Origin of the sequence: Bradyrhizobium paxllaeri (genome assembly GCF_001693515.2) — a bacterium.
Lineage (GTDB): Bacteria > Pseudomonadota > Alphaproteobacteria > Rhizobiales > Xanthobacteraceae > Bradyrhizobium > Bradyrhizobium paxllaeri.
This window is the reverse complement of sequence record NZ_CP042968.1, coordinates 3,146,937-3,160,002: the sequence shown is the minus strand read 5'-3', so window position 1 is coordinate 3,160,002 and position 13,066 is coordinate 3,146,937. Positions and strand designations below refer to the sequence as shown.

Genomic DNA, 13,066 nt, shown 5'->3' with positions numbered 1-13,066 from the left:
GCGATCTCCTCCTATCGTGCTCAGTGGATGAGCATGCCGCCGTTGACGTCGATCACCGCCCCCGTGACGTAGGCGGAGAGGTCGGAAGCAAGGAACGTGTAGATTCCCGCAACGTCCTTGGCTTGGCCGAGGCGGCCGAGCGGAATGCCCTCGAGTATCTTCGCCTTCATCTCGTCGGTGAGCTTGCCAGCCGTGATGTCGGTTCCGATCAGGCCGGGCGTGACGCAGTTGACGCGAATGCCGTCGAGTCCGAACTCGCGCGCCATCGCCTTGGCGAGGCCGAGCACGCCAGCCTTGGCCGCGGAATAATGCGGCCCGCCGAAAATGCCGCCGCCGCGCTGCGCCGAGACCGACGACATGCAGGCAATCGAGCCGGACCTGCGCCGGCGCATGTGCGGGATCACCGCCTGGGACAGAAAGAGCACGCCCTTGAGATTGACATCCTGGATGCGCGCCCAGTCCGCGGGCGTGATTTCGAGCAGCTTCGCCGGCTGCGTAATGCCGGCGTTATTGATCAGGATATCGATCTGGCCGAAAGCGCCGATCACAGCGTCGATCGCATTCATACAGGATTTCTGGTCGGCGACGTCGCAGCCGAGGCCGAGGTGGGATCCGCCCGAAACGACGTCCAGGCTCTTCGCGGCGGCTTGGGCCGCGGCGCCATCGATGTCGAGGATCGCGACCCGGGCACCTTCTGCCGCGAACCGCCGGGCGGTCGCCAAGCCTATGCCGCGCGGCGAGGCCGCGCCCGAGATAACCGCCGTCTTCCCGCGTAGCAGCATGTCTCCTCCCTGGCATTGATCCGAGACGCCGTCGACCCGCGCCTGTTTCTTTGACCGTACCTACTATTCCGGGGCCGGCAACGGCGACAAACGCACAGTTGTCGCCCATAGATGAATCTGGTTCACTTATGGGATGTTGCTGTCCAGCATCCCGATTTCCGCAATCCGCGCCTTCGAGGCAGCCGCGCGCACCGGCTCCTTTCGCGACGCTGCAAGCGAACTTCATTTGACGCCGAGCGCCGTCAGTCACGCGATCCGCAAACTGGAAAGCACGATGAGCACCACGCTGTTCGAGCGCAGCGCCCGATCGACCCGATTGACACCGGCCGGACAAAACCTGATGCGTCACGTCGGCTCCGCATTCGACAATCTGCGGCACGGAATCGAGGAAGTGGCCGGCCGCGGGCCGCAACTGCTTCGGGTGCATTGCGCGCCGAGCTTCGCAGCGCAGTGGCTGGCGCCGCGTCTCGACCAGTTCATTGCCGCCGAACCCAAGCTGGAAGTGCGGCTCGCCGCCAGCACCGAGTATGCCCGCTTTGGCAATGACGATTTCGATCTCGATATCGTCTATGGGCAGCCGAGGAGCGAGCTCTGGAAATCATTCCGCTCGGCGAGGAGACCGTTGCGCCCCTGTGTACGCCGGCGCTTGCAAAGAAGATCCGCAAACCGAAGGATTTGTTCGGCCAGGTGCTTATTCGTTCAGAGGTCAAGAAGGTTCAATGGCACCAATGGTTTGCCGCGAATGGGCTTGAGGCACCCGCCATTTATGGGATGCGTTTCGACCGCAGCTTCCTGGCGATTGCTATGGCTTCAAGCGGTCTCGGCGTCACCCTGGAATCCACGCGACTTGCCGAGCGCGAGATCGAGACGGGCAGATTGGTCGCCCCGCTCGCCGGCCGGTCCGTCGATATCCGCTATGTCGGCCACCATCTCGTCTTCCCTCGCGCCAACCGGCAGCGCCGCGCAGTGCGGGCATTCGCCGATTGGATCATGTCAGAGCTTGATCGGACTACCACGCGGCTGTAGTGGACCACACGCAGCCCGAGCCCTTCCGACGAGATCATCTTTTTGCCAGCGAGATCCGCCTTCTTGCGTTTGCTAATGATTGACTGCGTGGTAGCATGTGCAGAAGCATAGCAATTTGGATGACCGGCCCTAGCGGGTCTTTTGATTAAAGGCAAACGACTGCTAGAGACGAAGGGGGCCGATAATGAAGACATCGATCGCTCATTTCCAATGACATGTAAGCATCCGCAACTCCTCGGTCGGCTCGGTGCCCGCCATTAGCGTGACGTAGGGGTAAATGCCCTGGCCCTTGATATCGTGGGGATAGCCAACGACAGCGGCCTCCGACACCTCGGCATGCGCGACTAGCGAGTTTCGAGCTCGGCAGTGCCCTTGTGGTGACCCGAGACGTTGATCACATCGTCGACACGGCCGGTGATCCAGTAATAGCCGTCGGCATCGCGGCGGCAGCCGTCAGCCTGGAATGTCGCCCACTGCTCACTCCGATACACGGCTTCAGCGTGTGAGGCCGCCGCCGAGACCGCTATCGCAACAGCGGCAACAATGGCATTTTCATTTTGCAAGTACGGTTTGGAAACCAGCGCGCTCAGGTTGAAACAAGAATGATCGCTAGGTCATTACGGACAATACGCTTGTTCCCATATACGTTCTTCCGAGTTATGCGGGAGGGTTTCTCAGTGAGCGTATCGGTGGCTCGGCACTGCGCCCGCTTCACGATGCCCCCAAGCCCCGGGCCGGGCCGTGCTCAGCACGCAGACGCTGCCGAAGAATTGCTTGAGACGTTCGATGAAAGCCAAGGGTAATAAGCAGCAGTCCAGTCGCGACCTAAGATTTGTTAGTTCAATTTGATGTCAAGCCGTGTCACTTCCTTGGTTGGAAAATGGAGGCACGCTGGGGACGATGAAGGATTCAAACCCATCTGGAGAAGCTGCGCAAAGACGCGGCCGAATGTGCGCTCGTGCGAGACTTAGCTACTGACTAAGCGAAGCGCGAAATGTTCGATCGTTTTGCGCAGCATCTGGATGAACTAGCCGATGAGGTCGAGCGGGCCATGAATGCTCGAAAGACGGGCTAATGGTGGCGGTGCGAGTATGCGGGCAAAAACGCTACTCGTTATGCTGAGTGTCACGGCGTTAGGGGCTTACGCTATAAACCGCCACAGCAGTCCGGTGAACAACGCGGCGGTCGCGCAGCCGCAGGCTTCCGTGGCCAACCCCGTTGCCTCCACGTACCCTGTATCACCTCCTATTGCAGCAGCAGCAACCTCTAACAATTCGGCACCCGCCATCAAAAGCCACGCCGAGAAGTCCGCGACCGCCCATGCCCCCGAGAAACCTGCACCGCCTGAGATCAAGCGCAAGGCTGAGGTCCCACTGACGGCCGCGGCTATCGCTGCGATCCTATCAAAGCAAGTCGGGACCAATATCACGCAACCGGCAGACCGTGCGCCTGCCCGGATGACACCATGCTCAACGGCAGGGCGTGCTCTCGCAGCGCATATTCCGACCAGGCGGTGCCTCGCCGCTTTGCTATCCTACCGACGTGACGCCTGCGATGATCGAGGGTTATAGAAGGCAGGCGTCGCGATGATTAGGCGTCGCGTTGCAACAGGTGCCGATAACCTTACTCGGCCAGCTATCTGGCACGCGAGAGGCGGCTTTCGTATGCGAGCCGCGCGCGATTGGTCTCAATGTCTGGTCGATGCGCAGCACGATGCGAGAGACATCACGCCAGTCGGCGTCTCGTTGATCAGCATCAAGCACGCGCATGTCGGTTCAATGCAATATGATGTTGCTCGTCTGATCCAACCAAAACATCGAGAACAACCCCATGCAAAGTAGCACCCCAGTTGGGATCGTCGCCTATCTCATTTTTCCACCTGCATCGATCCACGGAAACCCTCTAAGTCATTGGCGCATGCGACGCCCAATCCCAGCACCCGTTCGCACTTGCTCCTGTCCCGCTGTACCCGCACGGCACCTGGAATGGACCAGCGTACGCAAGAAAACCGCAAGGCGGCTGCGTGGGAGGATGTTGTGGGACACCCAGTCTTCAATGTTGTTGGCTTTGATCGTCAGAAACGGCGGCACATGCCGTGGCATTGGCCGGCGCATCCTTTTGCTTGGCCTGCGCGGCATCGTATTCCGCCTGCATGTCGAGAAGCTCTTTGCGGGTGAATTTCTTGAATGCTTTCTCCAGCCGCGCTGCCATGTCAGCGGACAGCGCGGCGTTGCCGTTGAGCAGGTTCGATAAAGGTCGCGATTGCGCGCGCCTATGGCTCGCATTCGCTGCGACGTCCACGGCGTCTTTTGACCTACATCGAGGAGCAGAGGTTCATCGTTTGCCCGATTGACAGTGCCGGTCGGCGGATCGTGACGCTAGTCGAACTGGCCTGGACGACTGCACCGGGCGACTCCAATGCCGAGGAACTGCCGGTGGTGCAAGACTGCAGCAGTTCGGCTACCTGATGCAGCGGTCGAGCGCGCATTTCATCGGACACTTTACTCGGTGCGACTGAGGTCATGAATGACGGTCGAAGGCCGCTTGAAGGTTATCTCCAAAGTAGCAAGTGTGACGGGCAGCTTGAAACGACGTGGCCCTGCACTTCCAGGATTCAGATACAGCACATCATCAATCGTTGGATCCGCGGTCGATGCGACGTCAATCCGCAAACTGCTGGATCAATCTGCAGTTCCTGACGGTGCAAGACATAGAACGATCGCTCTCCGAGCTGTACCGCCTGAGTGTCAGGATAATGTTTCGCCCACTCGGCGGTATCGGTGTTCCTCTAATCGCAGTGAGGCGCAATCCGACGGAGTCTGACAATAATGTCCGCACGACCAATATCGCCAGCGTGGATGATATGCGCCATCCCGGCAAGCCTTGCTCAGCCTCGGGCCGCAGGAGCCCGTGGGTATCCGAGACGATTCCAGTCCGTAGCACTGCAGCATACATCGATGCGCCGAACGGCATGTCCGACTACCTCGATCCCACATACTACGCCCCCACTTCTGAGAGCCGGGTCACTTTGGCTGTCGCTGGATCTTTCTTGATCTCTCGGTGCACACGTCGTGCACATGCCGCCCTCTGACCGATTGAAAAACCTGAACTCTCGGTCCAATCCATCTCAGAGTTACAGAAAGGTAGAAGTCCCGCCATTGCAAGGATTTACGGGATCCTCTTAGCGGATTGAAACATCAGAACGGGTACTCCAAACTAGCCGAAATTGCACACGTTTGTATTCGCCTTGATCTTTCAGTGCACACGTCGCGCACACGAAATGAGAGGTGCAGACGGCCATGACTGCGCTCATCCAGTTGCCGTCCGGAAATTGTCGCGTCCTAGTCCGCGAGAACTCGCTAGGTGTCCGGAATCTTTCGTCGGCGCAACAGCGGCGAAGCGCGAGCGCTCGTCGGTGCTCTGTAGGAGCATATACGAGGTCGGCGCCGCCCCGACGCCTCAAGGCCGCATTGGAAGCGCTGAAGAAGTTCTAGAGAAACTGCGAAACTGTCCAAGCTAAGCCGATCAAGAGAAAATGATCGTTATCTTCTTCTTCGACTTCGCTAGCTCACGATGATGTTCGACTCTTTCGACTATCTCATAATACTCCAAGTTTTATCTACCTTCACTAGAGGGACTACTGAACGCCGTGGTTGAATAAATCAGCGCGGCGCTCCCCCGTACCTCTCCTCCTTCGATTTCGCGGCCACGAACGCAGAAGCTGACGCCAACGCGCTGTGGTCGTTACTCGGAATGATCGGTGTCGCGTGACGGAGAAGCGCGCAGCTTGAACGTTCACACGATAGGAGAAAGGTCATGCCGCGGCGCCCGACAAAGGTTACACAAGCAGACCTAGCTCGCGCGATCCGCGCCGCTAAGGAAGCCGGCGCGAGCGCGGTCAGCGTCGATGCAGACGGCGTTATTCGGATTGCACTTACGTCGAGCGGCGCGTCAACCAAGCCCACAACAGCTCTCGACGAAATATGGACCCCATCAGAGGCGTTGCAGCGATACCTGAAAAGCACCGAAAGCGGGTGAAACGCACCTTATACAATTGATGCGGAGTCACCGCGTCGTTAGACTCCAAGCATTGGTCCTCGGAGAAAACCAATGCTTGAAACCAAACGTCGGCCTCCTCGCGCGCCCGAAGACCACCGGATGAACCTATACCACGACACTTTTCGTGGGCGTTTGCGCTGGTATGTCAAGGTCAGCAAAACGGGTCGCCGCATCGATATTGCCGAAGAGTATAGCACGGATGGGCAAAGCGACTTCCACCAGGCGTGGGAGGCTGCGGTCCGTGCCTTGGGAGGAGTGCCACGCATGCGCCGCACCAGGCCCGATGAGGCGCCAGTCGCCACGCGACGCTACCTGATCAGTGATGTCTCCGACAAGGGGCAGCTGCGTTGGTACGTGCAGCTCCGCGACAAGCTGCCGAAGATCAGAATCTACGAGCCGTTTGGCAGCGACGAGTTTAATCGCGCGGTCGATGCCGCGATCGTCGACCAGATCGGCAAATACGGCGACGCCACCGACTGGATCCGCGCTGAGAAGCAGAGGCGAGAAAAGCGCGAGCCACTGCCGATTACCCCGCCCGCTCCAGGCAGCCTGCGTTGGTACTGGACACTCTACAGGCAGAGCGACCGCTGGCTTGGCAATCCGTCGATCGGTGAAGAAGGGCTGGCCGAAAGCACGCGAGACGCGCGGACCGGGCTGATAGAGCCCCTGCTCCTTGACAACGGCGAGCGACCGTTTGCCGCGCTGACGCGCAGGGTGTTGCGCGAAGAGCTGAAGGCGCGCACGCCGGTTCAGGCCGGCAATCTTTTGTCGGCGCTGCGCCACATGATCGGCTGGATGATCGACGAAGAGCACATCGAGCCGGATGACGATCCGACAATCGGGCTCAAAAGCGGCAAGGCGAAAGCCTCGCGCGAGAGCGGCGGTTGGGCGCCCTGGACAGATGAGGACATGGCGAAGTATCGCGCGCGCTGGCCGCTCGGCAGCGAGGCGCGGCTGATGTTCGACATCCTGCACTACACTCACCTGCGGCTCGGCGATGCCTCTCGCTTTGGATCTGCGCACCTGCAGCGGACGTTGAAGGTAATGATGGTCAAGGTCGCAACCGAAAAGAGCAAGGGCCGCACCACGGCGACTGTGCCGGTGCATCGTGACTTCGCGGTCTCTCTGGCGGCGGCGCGCAATGCCGGCATCTTGGGAACTGGCGAGGTCTTCACCGGCAAGCTGCTGAAGGGCGAGGTCATGCCGATGAACAAGAAGGCCTGGGCGGCGAAGTTCAAGAAGTTTGCGCGGCTGGCTGGCGTCAACGAGCCCAAAAAGAACTGCCATGGCGTTCGCAAGGCCCGCGCCGAAGTTGCGGCCTATTCTGAGTGCACGGAAGCGCAGATGATGGCGATGTTCGGCTGGCGCGATCACAAGATGCCCGCGCTCTACATCGCCAAAGCGAGCCGGGATAAGCTTGCGATCAGCGGCATGGAGAAGATCGAGGCCTATGATCAAATGGAGAACATCGCCGACCTGGCGATGCCGATCGACGAGAACAGAATAGTAACTTTTGAGAGTAACCGGCGGAAAAAACCCTGAGATTTCAACGCCAAATGTGGGGGTGGTGCGCTCGGAGGGACTCGAACCCCCACGATGTTACTCACTGCCACCTCAAGGCAGCGCGTCTACCAATTCCGCCACGAGCGCTTGGGATACCGGCTGGAGAGATGCAGCCCGCCGGATCAACGGCGCCGATGTAACAAATCAGGGATGCAGGGACAAGGAAGTTTTGTGCCCCGATAACTACCTGACATCAGGGGATTTCGGCAGCATTTGCTTGACTTCGACCGCGATACGGTTGCGGTCCACCAGCACCACGCCGGAAGCTACCGGCAGGTTGTTGGCGAGGATCTTGACCTCGTCCTGCTCGGTGGCGTCCAGTTCGATGATGGCGCCGCGGGAAAGCCGCATCACCTGGTGGATGGGCATGGTCGTGGTGCCCAGCACCACCATGAGATCGACGCTGACTTTATCGAGGGTGGCCACTTCTGAACTGCCAAAGGGGGACTAAATGGGTGTGGTTCCCACCTGACCACGTTATGGTTAGCCAATGGTTAATGACCGCCAAAGCCTTGATTTGACGACATTCGCGCACGCCCAGGGCGGCGGCGAGGTCGAATGGCGGATTTCCGAAGGGCCGGTGCCCTACCCCGATTCCGTGACCGAAATGGAGGCCCGCGCGGCCGATATCGCCGACGGCAAGGCAGCCGAACTGGTCTGGCTGCTGGAACATCCCCCGCTCTACACCTCGGGCACCAGCGGCAAGCAAGCCGACCTGCTCGACCCGCGATTCCCCCTGTTCGCCACCGGCCGCGGCGGGCAAGTCACCTATCACGGACCCGGCCAGCGGGTGGCCTATGTGATGCTCGACCTCAAGCGGCGGCGGCCGGACGTGCGGGCCTATGTCGCCGGCCTCGAAGAATGGATCATCCGCACGCTCGACGCCTTCAACGTCCGCGGCGAGCGCCGCGAGGATCGCGTCGGCGTCTGGGTCAGGCGGCCCGACAAGGGCGCAGGCTACGAGGACAAGATCGCGGCGATCGGCGTGCGGCTGCGGCGCTGGGTGTCGTTCCACGGCATCGCCATCAATGTCGAACCGAACCTGTCGCATTTTTCCGCAATCGTGCCCTGCGGCGTCGTCGATCCGCGTTACGGCGTCACCTCGCTGGTCGACCTCGGCCTGCCCGTGACGATGGAAGATGTCGACGTCGCGCTGCGGCGGGCGTTCGAGGACGTGTTCGGCGCGACCGGCGCACGCCTGCCCGAAGCGACGGTGTAATTTTTCCGGGCGCACCAACTCAAGCCTGATTCAGACCGGCGCTTTCCTGTTGGCACTCGGCCTCACCCGTTCTCCGCAAGCCGGGATTGCGCTATACTTGATTCCGGTGCCGCCCACGCCTCCCCCCTCCATCGGGAAAGTAAACGTCATGCCGGGCGAATAGACTGCTGGGCCGACTGTTCGAGCGCCAGGCATCAGGAGGGGTTGCGATCATAGCTCGCAATGGGAGGTTCTCTCGATGAAATTGTCTGCGCCAATCTATCATCTGAAGCGGAAGGCGAAGTCTCTTTCCCGTCAGCAAGGCATTCCCCTGCACGAAGCGCTCGACCGCATCGCCGCGGCGGAAGGCTTCAGCGCCTGGAGTTTGCTCGCCGCCAGGGCGGCTGCCGTGACGCCAGCCGGCAAACTGTTTCCCCAGCTCAGGCCTGGAGACTTGCTGCTGGTGGGAGCCCGTCCGGGTCATGGCAAAACCCTGATGAGCCTTCAGCTCGCCGTGGAAGCCATGAAGTCGGGCCAACGGGGCGCATTCTTCTCGCTGGAATACACCGAGAGGGATGTGCTCGACCGCTTCCGCGCAATCGGTGTCGAGCCGGCGCAATTCGATGGGTTATTCGAGTTCGATTGCTCCGACGCCATCAGCGCCGACTACATCGTGAAGCGGATGGCCGGTGCGCCGCGCGGGACGCTGGTGGTCGTCGACTATCTGCAGCTCCTCGATCAGCGGCGTGAAAACGCGGACCTGATGATTCAGGTTCGCGCGCTGAAATCATTTGCGCGCGACCAGGGCCTGATCGTCGTCTTTATCTCCCAGATCGATCGGTCATACGATCCGGCGGCGAGGTCGTGTCCCGATCTCAGGGATGTCCGGTTGCCGAACCCGCTGAATCTGAAGTTGTTCGACAAGACGTGCTTCCTGAACAACGGCGAAGTTCAATTCCAGGCAGCGGGCTGACGGTCGCTGACCCAGCGGACTCAGGTCGCGGGCGATGTTATTCGCCCGCGATTTGGACGTTGACGCACAGGCGCAAGGTCTTCCGCTACGGCGATCGGTGCCACATATCGAGAGGCAGGCGTGGTGTTTAGAGGAGGTCGCGATGACGTCGCATAGACTTCCCTTCGAGAACAAGTGGACCAACAACGCAAACGCCCTGCAATGGAATTCCGAACTGGACCATCTGGGCGTGGCGAACGTCCGGGCCATGTTCGTCGATCACGAAATGCGGCATCCCAACCGCCGCAATGTCGTGCAGGACGTTCCCGCCGGGTTCGTCCGGGATTGGCTGGCGTTCCAGGATCGGCGGGTGGCCCGCCAACAGATGGTTTGGCGGGCCACGGTAATCGCTCTTTCATTTGTTGCGGCCACTGCGGCGGTGTTGGGCCTGCTCAGGGCATGAGCTTCTGATGAGGTTTATACCGCCACCTTCCGCGGCGCGACCTCGAGCTTACCGGCGATATAGCGGCGCTCCTGGGTCAGCCCACCGAAGCCGTAGGCATCGCCCTTCACTTCGTCGACATGGGCGTAGCTCTCTTCATGCAGCGGCCCGAGCAATTCGCCCATGCGCTGGAACAGCGCGGCGAGATAGGCCGCCTTCTCGTCCTTGGTGTTGGTGCCCTCGCTGACGTGAACGTCGAGCCAGAAGCTGGCGAGGCTCTGCTCGGCGAGCGACTTTCCGCCCGCAAACCAGTCGGCGGCGTCGACCGACTTCACGATGACGGCGGTGACCCTCGGATCCTTGCGCAGGATTTTCGCGGTGAGATCGCTGACGGCGGAGGCAATCTCTGCCTTCAGCGACGGCGCCTTGCGAGTGCTGGAATAGGTGACGGTAATGAGCGGCATGGTCGTTCTCCTCTGAGCATTTGCGCGCGTCCACCGCGCCTGACCCAATAGCTAGACCAGCGGCCATCATTTTGGTATCTTATCTATATCCATATCAATGATAACAATTGTTGATGATGACATGAGCACGCTGGATATCGAAACGGTGCAGGCATTCCTGCTGGTCGCCGAACTGCAAGGTTTCACCCGCGCCGCCGAGGCACTTGGCACCACGCAGGCCGCGATCAGCATGAAGCTGCAACGGCTGGAGAGCGTGGTCGGCAAGCGGCTGGTCGAGCGCTCGCCGCGCGCGGTCGCGCTGACCGCCGAGGGAGCATCGTTCCTGCCCCACGCCCGCGCGCTGATCGAAGCGCATGACCGCGCGCTGTCCGGCGACAAGCCCGCGCGCCAGCAATTGTCGCTCGGGATATCCGATCACGCCGCGGGTCCGGAACTGGTGCCGCTGCTCGAGCGGCTGCATGCAATGTCGTCGCAACTGGCGCTTTCCGTGACGATCGGCTTTTCGCGCCAGATGCTGGACGCCTATGATGCCGGCGCACTCGACGCCGTGGTGGTCCGGCAGGAAGGCAGCCGCCGCGGCGGCGAGAAGCTGACCGAAGATGAGTTCGGCTGGTTCGCCGCCAAGCGACTCGCCTGGCGCCGCGGCGAGACGCTGCCTCTGGCAACCCTGGCCCCACCCTGCGGCGTGCGCGCGCTCACCATCCGCGCCCTCGACAAGGCCGGCATCGTCTGGAGCGAGAGCTTTGTCGGCGGCGGCGTTACCGCGGTGTCCGCGGCGGCGCTGGCCGGTCTTGCCGTCGCGCCGCTGGCGCGGCGGATCGCACCGCCGGGCCTGATCGACATCGGACCGGCCCAGGGCCTGCCGCGGCTTCCTTCCTCGAAGGTGATGCTGCATTCGAAGGTCAGCGATCCCGCCAAGCTCATGGCGTTGCGGACGCTGGCGGCGACGTTCAGAAGCGTGGTCACGGCGACGAACGTATCGTTTCGTTAAAAAGTCCGATTTTTCGGGAACCAATTGGGGTCTTGCGCGTTTGCGCCGATCAAACGGGCATTCGGATGTTCAAGAAAGATCAACAGCAGGAAAGGGATCTCTTCGAATCCGAACGTAATTTCCGACTCCTGGTTGAAGGCGTTGCCGACTACGCGCTTTACATGCTGGATCCGACCGGGGTGGTGACGAGCTGGAACATCGGCGGCCAGCGGATCAAGGGTTACACGCCCCAGGAAATCATCGGGCAGCATTTCTCCCGCTTCTACACCGACGTCGACCGCGCCAACGGCAGGCCGCAGCGCGCCTTGCGCATCGCACGCGAACAGGGCCGTTACGAGGAAGAGGGCTGGCGCGTGCGGAAAGATGGCACGTTCTTCTGGGCCAGCGTCATCATCGACCCGATCTACGAGGACGGCAGGCTGGTCGGCTTCGCCAAGATCATCCGCGACATTACCGAGCGCCGCGACGCCCAGCTCAAGCTGGATCAGATGCACCAGCAGCTTGCGGAAGCGCAGAAGCTCGATGCGCTCGGCCAATTGACCGGAGGCGTCGCTCACGATTTCAACAATCTGCTGATGATCATCGGCGGCAGTCTTCACACATTGAAGAAAGCCATCGGCAACGACCTCAAATCCCAGCGGGCGATATCCGCGATCGAAGGGGCTACCAAGCGCGGCGCCTCCCTCACCAGCCAGTTGCTGACATTCGCGCGGCGACAGAGCCTCAATCCGCAGGCCGTCGATGTCGCCGAACGGCTCGATGCGATGCGCGAAGTGCTCGATAGTGGCGTCGGCAGCGCGGTAAAGCTGCAATTCGACATCGCTCACGGCGTCTGGCCGGTCATGGTCGACATTGCGGAATTCGAGACGGCAATGGTCAATCTCGTCATCAACGCGCGCGACGCCATGACCGGCGGTGGCGCCATCACGATATCGGCGCACAATGAACGGTCCGGCGGCGAGACCGTGGACGGCGAGTACGTTGCGATCTCGGTGTCTGACACCGGCACCGGCATTGCGCCCGACGTGCTCGGCAAGATCTTCGATCCCTTCTTCACCACCAAGCCGATCGGCAAGGGCACCGGTCTCGGACTATCGCAGGTTCACGGTTTTGCGCATCAGGCCGGCGGAACGGTCAGGGTGGTGAGTGAGCTTAGCAAGGGCACCAGGATCACGATCCTGCTGCCGCGAAAGGAAGAGGTCGTCGCGGCCGAGGACGTCGATGCGGTCGAAGCCGGCGGAAGCGGCATCGTGCTGCTGGTGGAGGACAATCCTGACGTCGCCGCCGTCAGCACCGGCCTGCTCGAACAGCTCGGCTACACCGTTCGCAGAGTGGCGAATGCCGAAGCGGCATTGCGCGAAATCGAACTCGACGGAATAGACCTAGTGTTCTCCGACATCGTCATGCCCGGCAAAATGGACGGCCTCGGCCTCGCCCGCCATCTGAAGGCAACCAGGCCTCGCCTGCCGATCCTGCTGACCAGCGGCTATAGCGACGCCGCGCTGAACGTGCGCGGCGATTTTCCGATCCTGCGCAAGCCCTACGAAATTCACGAACTCAGCCAGGCGATCGCGAAGCTGCCGCGGTAA

11 protein-coding genes, 1 tRNA gene and 4 pseudogenes are annotated in these 13,066 nt (G+C 61.1%); 9 read left to right on the top strand and 7 right to left on the bottom strand.

Annotation, left to right across the window (positions count from 1 at the left end; translation table 11 throughout):
* Nucleotides 1-20: 20 nt before the first annotated feature.
* Nucleotides 21-782 carry an SDR family NAD(P)-dependent oxidoreductase gene (locus tag LMTR21_RS14930; protein ID WP_065750234.1) on the bottom strand — a complete coding sequence of 254 codons (762 nt, stop codon included), beginning with the start codon at nucleotides 780-782 and terminating at the stop codon, nucleotides 21-23.
* Nucleotides 783-915: 133 nt separating this feature from the next.
* Here LMTR21_RS14930 and LMTR21_RS41805 point away from each other — a divergent pair.
* Together LMTR21_RS41805 and LMTR21_RS41800 are read left to right on the top strand one after the other, a co-directional pair.
* Nucleotides 916-1,377: pseudogene (locus LMTR21_RS41805) on the top strand (LysR family transcriptional regulator); the annotation flags it as partial.
* Between the two features lie 80 nt (nucleotides 1,378-1,457).
* Complete coding sequence (locus LMTR21_RS41800; RefSeq protein ID WP_430642549.1) at nucleotides 1,458-1,808, top strand: LysR substrate-binding domain-containing protein; 351 nt, start codon at nucleotides 1,458-1,460, stop codon at nucleotides 1,806-1,808.
* Between the two features lie 207 nt (nucleotides 1,809-2,015).
* On the opposite strand, the pseudogene LMTR21_RS14920 reads toward LMTR21_RS41800, so the two are convergent.
* Both LMTR21_RS14920 and LMTR21_RS14910 read right to left on the bottom strand, forming a co-directional pair.
* Nucleotides 2,016-2,272: pseudogene (locus tag LMTR21_RS14920) on the bottom strand (AMP-binding enzyme); the annotation flags it as partial.
* Nucleotides 2,273-3,860: 1,588 nt separating this feature from the next.
* Nucleotides 3,861-4,109: a helix-turn-helix transcriptional regulator gene (locus LMTR21_RS14910; RefSeq protein WP_065750231.1), complete on the bottom strand. Its 249-nt coding sequence runs from the start codon at nucleotides 4,107-4,109 to the stop codon at nucleotides 3,861-3,863.
* Here LMTR21_RS14910 and LMTR21_RS40845 point away from each other — a divergent pair.
* Nucleotides 4,067-4,276 (top strand): annotated as a pseudogene (locus tag LMTR21_RS40845) (ATP-binding protein); the annotation flags it as partial. The gene LMTR21_RS14910 and the pseudogene LMTR21_RS40845 sit on opposite strands and share 43 nt — an antisense overlap.
* 33 nt (nucleotides 4,277-4,309) lie before the next feature.
* Here the strand turns inward: LMTR21_RS40845 and LMTR21_RS40840 are convergent.
* A pseudogene (locus LMTR21_RS40840) lies at nucleotides 4,310-4,763 on the bottom strand (metallophosphoesterase family protein).
* 1,368 nt (nucleotides 4,764-6,131) lie between these two features.
* On the opposite strand from LMTR21_RS40840, the gene LMTR21_RS14895 reads away from it, so the two are divergent.
* The gene (locus tag LMTR21_RS14895; protein WP_065750230.1) at nucleotides 6,132-7,409 is read left to right on the top strand and encodes a tyrosine-type recombinase/integrase; all 1,278 of its coding nucleotides are present in this window, start codon (nucleotides 6,132-6,134) and stop codon (nucleotides 7,407-7,409) included.
* Nucleotides 7,410-7,432: 23 nt separating this feature from the next.
* Here the strand turns inward: LMTR21_RS14895 and LMTR21_RS14890 are convergent.
* Together LMTR21_RS14890 and LMTR21_RS14885 are read right to left on the bottom strand one after the other, a co-directional pair.
* Nucleotides 7,433-7,517, bottom strand: a tRNA-Leu gene (locus LMTR21_RS14890).
* A 96-nt stretch (nucleotides 7,518-7,613) separates the two neighbouring features.
* Nucleotides 7,614-7,856, bottom strand: a complete 243-nt coding sequence (locus LMTR21_RS14885) for a FliM/FliN family flagellar motor switch protein (protein WP_057835618.1) — start codon at nucleotides 7,854-7,856, stop codon at nucleotides 7,614-7,616.
* A gap of 64 nt (nucleotides 7,857-7,920) precedes the next feature.
* Here LMTR21_RS14885 and lipB point away from each other — a divergent pair, with 64 nt between their 5' ends.
* From lipB to LMTR21_RS14870, 3 genes are all read left to right on the top strand, one after another.
* Nucleotides 7,921-8,649 (top strand): lipoyl(octanoyl) transferase LipB, encoded by a 729-nt coding sequence (gene lipB, locus LMTR21_RS14880; protein ID WP_065750229.1) that lies wholly within the window; start codon nucleotides 7,921-7,923, stop codon nucleotides 8,647-8,649.
* Between the two features lie 238 nt (nucleotides 8,650-8,887).
* Complete coding sequence (locus LMTR21_RS14875; RefSeq protein WP_065750228.1) at nucleotides 8,888-9,601, top strand: DNA helicase; 714 nt, start codon at nucleotides 8,888-8,890, stop codon at nucleotides 9,599-9,601.
* Nucleotides 9,602-9,635: 34 nt separating this feature from the next.
* Nucleotides 9,636-10,043 carry a hypothetical protein gene (locus LMTR21_RS14870; protein ID WP_246175495.1) on the top strand — a complete coding sequence of 136 codons (408 nt, stop codon included), beginning with the start codon at nucleotides 9,636-9,638 and terminating at the stop codon, nucleotides 10,041-10,043.
* Nucleotides 10,044-10,057: 14 nt separating this feature from the next.
* On the opposite strand, the gene LMTR21_RS14865 is transcribed toward LMTR21_RS14870, so the two are convergent.
* Entirely contained in the window at nucleotides 10,058-10,486 is a 429-nt protein-coding gene (locus LMTR21_RS14865; protein ID WP_065750227.1) for a tautomerase family protein, read from the bottom strand.
* A gap of 121 nt (nucleotides 10,487-10,607) precedes the next feature.
* On the opposite strand from LMTR21_RS14865, the gene LMTR21_RS14860 reads away from it, so the two are divergent.
* Together LMTR21_RS14860 and LMTR21_RS14855 are read left to right on the top strand one after the other, a co-directional pair.
* Nucleotides 10,608-11,477 carry a LysR family transcriptional regulator gene (locus tag LMTR21_RS14860; protein WP_065750226.1) on the top strand — a complete coding sequence of 290 codons (870 nt, stop codon included), beginning with the start codon at nucleotides 10,608-10,610 and terminating at the stop codon, nucleotides 11,475-11,477.
* Between the two features lie 65 nt (nucleotides 11,478-11,542).
* Nucleotides 11,543-13,066: a PAS domain-containing sensor histidine kinase gene (locus LMTR21_RS14855; protein ID WP_065750225.1), complete on the top strand. Its 1,524-nt coding sequence runs from the start codon at nucleotides 11,543-11,545 to the stop codon at nucleotides 13,064-13,066.

Coding starts and splice junctions, on each gene's coding strand:
- LMTR21_RS14855 (WP_065750225.1), top strand. CDS start 11,543: ATGTTCAAGAAAGATCAACAGCAGGAAAGGGATCTCTTCGAATCCGAA.
- LMTR21_RS14870 (WP_246175495.1), top strand. CDS start 9,636: ATGTTATTCGCCCGCGATTTGGACGTTGACGCACAGGCGCAAGGTCTT.
- LMTR21_RS14860 (WP_065750226.1), top strand. CDS start 10,608: ATGAGCACGCTGGATATCGAAACGGTGCAGGCATTCCTGCTGGTCGCC.
- lipB (WP_065750229.1), top strand. CDS start 7,921: ATGGTTAATGACCGCCAAAGCCTTGATTTGACGACATTCGCGCACGCC.
- LMTR21_RS14875 (WP_065750228.1), top strand. CDS start 8,888: ATGAAATTGTCTGCGCCAATCTATCATCTGAAGCGGAAGGCGAAGTCT.
- LMTR21_RS14895 (WP_065750230.1), top strand. CDS start 6,132: ATGCGCCGCACCAGGCCCGATGAGGCGCCAGTCGCCACGCGACGCTAC.
- LMTR21_RS14930 (WP_065750234.1), bottom strand. CDS start 782: ATGCTGCTACGCGGGAAGACGGCGGTTATCTCGGGCGCGGCCTCGCCG.
- LMTR21_RS14865 (WP_065750227.1), bottom strand. CDS start 10,486: ATGCCGCTCATTACCGTCACCTATTCCAGCACTCGCAAGGCGCCGTCG.